Consider the following 3,082-nt stretch of genomic DNA (forward strand, 5'->3'; position numbering starts at 1 on the left):
ACCTGGAGCGAGGGCTGGCCGCCCGAGAGCCGGCCATACTCGCTGAACCCAGCGGCGGTTACGACTTCATCGTGCTGGCCTGGCCGCGCCACGATCGTGAACACGACGCCGTGGTCGTCGGCTTTCAAGGCCGAGGCGATTCGTTGAGATCGTCCGCCATGTCTGCAACACCCAACGACATCCCAGCGCGCCAACGCCGCGCCGGACCCGACGCGGACCTCTTGTCCGACAAGACGGTTCTGATCGCCGGCGCCGGCTCCGTCGGCGGACATGTCGCTGTCGCCCTCGCGTCAAGCGGCGTCGGAACCATCCACCTCCACGACAACGACGACCTGAAGACGGCCAACCTGGTCCGCCACATCGGCGCGGGTCACCTCGTTGGCTACAGGAAGACCCTTGCCCTTGCGATGGCGATTGAAGACCACGCGCCCTGGACCACGATCGAGCGGCATGACGATCTGCCGACCGACCCGACTGACCTTTCTGCGCAGATCGCTAACGTCGACCTGGTCATCGACTGCACGGGAGTATTCTCCGTGTCCGCGGCATTAGCAGAGACCTGCAGGCGAGACGGCGTTCCGCTCATTACGGGCGCGCTGTTTCACCAGGGATCGCTCGCGCGTGTGCAACGGCAAGCCGATGGAGACACCCCCATCGGAGCTCGACCGGCAGATCCACGCTATTTCGAACTCCCGGCGGAAGACCCATCGGGAATAGACTCTGGGTTCCTCGAGCTCGGGTGCACCGCCCCCATCAACGCCGCTTCGCCGGTCGCGGTTTTACTAGCTTCGGCAGAAATCGCCTGCACCGCAACTGATTTGCTCGCAGGGAGGCAGGAACGACCCGACGAGCGAATCATCGTGATCCGAGCAATGAGTGCCCCCTTCGACCGACCGGGAACACTTTACCCATCGCGACCGGACAATACCGACACGAAATGAGCACACGGGAAAACGGCGCGCTCATAATGGTTTCCGAGACCGCGCAGGCCACGATGATGGCAGCTGCCCGGCATGCGCATCCCAACGAAACGGGCGGCATTCTGATCGGTGTTCACGTGGACGGGCATCCATGGGTCACCATCGCGATCGAGGTCACCACCAGCGACAGAGGACGGGGGCACTACAGGATCCCAGGCGGCGCAACGCAGCCGGCTGTACGCGCCTCGCGAAGGACAGACCGCCGGCTCGGATACCTCGGCGACTGGCATAGCCACCCCAGCGACGTCGGGCCAAGCCCGATGGACCTTGCTTCTCTCGGTCTCATCTCCATGAAGCATCCGCGAACGCCGAACCCAACTCTGATTCTCGTGCGGAACACTGTCGATGGATACGCACTTGACGCGCGACGAATCGTTGCAATCGTGCCGCGCGCCTGCGAGGTGCGTTTGACTGGCGATCTTCCATTGGAACCCGCGCCGACCGAACATGACACAAGCGACCTTCCGGCGCCAGATAGCAAGTGACGCATCAACACCCAGCCAGGATCTCGATAGCAGGAGCGTGAAATTGACCAGCAATGAGATGCCAAGCGCCAGCGGCGTCAGGATCGCCGGCGACGACTATCAGTGGCTATACGCGTGGCGCATTTGCATGGAAGCCCTTCACGAAAACATCACGGGGAACACTACAAACCCCATCGTCGCCATCGGAGTGGAAGAACCAGGCGTGGGAAACGGCGACGATGTCGTCCTTCACCGTCGGCAACCTCCCAACGCCTATCAGCAGGTCAAGTATGGCGTCGATAACCGAACGGCAGTCGGGCTCGACTGGCTCGATTACGAGGGCATCCTCCGCAAGATGATCAAGGCGCATCGCAACCTCACCGCCGGCGGGACGACCGTGGAGATGCGGTTGGTCACCAACCGAACGATTGATCCGCAGGACCTGCTACTCCGAGATCGCGACGCACGCGACGGCCGGCTGCTCCCCCGCGCGGCGCAAGGTAATGCCCGATCTGACCGGGGAAAGGCCCGAGCCGAGTGGGCAGCGACAGCGGAGACCGACGAGCCGACCCTGCTGGCATTTCTCGACGACTTCCACCTCGACGTCGCATACGACATCGAGCGGCTCCGCAAAGACATCAGCCTGCTGATGACCGCCAATGGTCTTCAGTCGGACGAAGCCGCGGTTCGCCGCGGTGCGGACTGGATATCACAGCAGGTGATCGCTGGTCACCGTCGGGTCAGTATCGGCGATATCAACGCCGCTGTCTCCGCCCTAGACCTCCATGCCGGGTCGCCGTGGACAACTATTTCCGTCGCGACCATCAAGCATGACCAAATTGCTCACCAAGCCGCGGTAAGCATCGATTGGGTGGAACGATTTCTCGGCGACACCGACGGCACACGGATCGAGCCCGCACAGCCCTTCACATGGGATGACCTCGCTGCTGACATTCGCACCATCCCTGACAGACTCTCCGGCGAAAGGCGCATATTGGTGAGCGGCCACATCAGGCAGGCCACGGGATTCCTGATCGGCTCGGTGTTGCGCCGTGTCCTGGGCTTCGAAGTTGGAGTCCGCCATAAGGACCAGCTGTGGACCAGCGAAGAAGCAACGCACGACTACGCGATCGCCCGCGACGAGCAAGCCATGGGGGCCGGCGCTGATACAGCGATCATCGTCAATATCTCCGCCGACGCCGCCCGGGACACCATTGAGTGGATCCAGGAGACAAATCTGCCTGTCAGCAGAGTTGTAACGATCACGCCTGCAGCGGGCGCCGGGCCGAACGCAGTTCCTACGCCCAGCTCCGCCAACAGCGCGGCCGTCGCCATCCGCGATGTCGCGAGACGCTATTCGCGGGTCGGCAACATCCACCTATTCTTAATCGGCCCGCTGGGGCTTGCCGTGCTACTCGGACATCACTGGAACCGCGTCGCTACTACTCACGTCTACGAACACCTCGGCGGGCCTGCATACGTTCGCGCTTTCACCGTCGCGCAATAGAGGCACCAGTGCCCGACGCAGTCCTTCCGAACGGGCAGAGGCAATGAACGTTCAATTTTTACAATATGTTTCGCCGATAACGTTGCGATATGTCCGTCGGCACCAAATTATCGGCCCGCAACATCGCTTCG

General features: G+C 62.3%; 3 protein-coding genes. All 3 read left to right on the top strand.

The genetic code is table 11. The features are described 5' to 3' along the window. A partial coding sequence (locus QOC76_RS30185) for a HesA/MoeB/ThiF family protein (RefSeq protein WP_526363516.1) occupies positions 1 to 941 on the top strand: 941 nt, incomplete at its 5' end. Then, on the top strand, positions 938 to 1,465 hold the full coding sequence (locus QOC76_RS30190; RefSeq protein WP_526363518.1) for a M67 family metallopeptidase: 528 nt from the start codon (positions 938 to 940) through the stop codon (positions 1,463 to 1,465). The genes QOC76_RS30185 and QOC76_RS30190, both read left to right, overlap by 4 nt. A 43-nt stretch (positions 1,466 to 1,508) precedes the next feature. Next, a complete protein-coding gene (locus QOC76_RS30195; RefSeq protein ID WP_526363520.1) occupies positions 1,509 to 2,951 on the top strand; it encodes an SAVED domain-containing protein in 1,443 nt (480 codons plus the stop codon). The last annotated feature ends 131 nt before the right edge of the window (positions 2,952 to 3,082 follow it).

The organism is Mycobacterium sp. (assembly GCF_032159565.1).
Lineage (GTDB): Bacteria > Actinomycetota > Actinomycetes > Mycobacteriales > Mycobacteriaceae > Mycobacterium.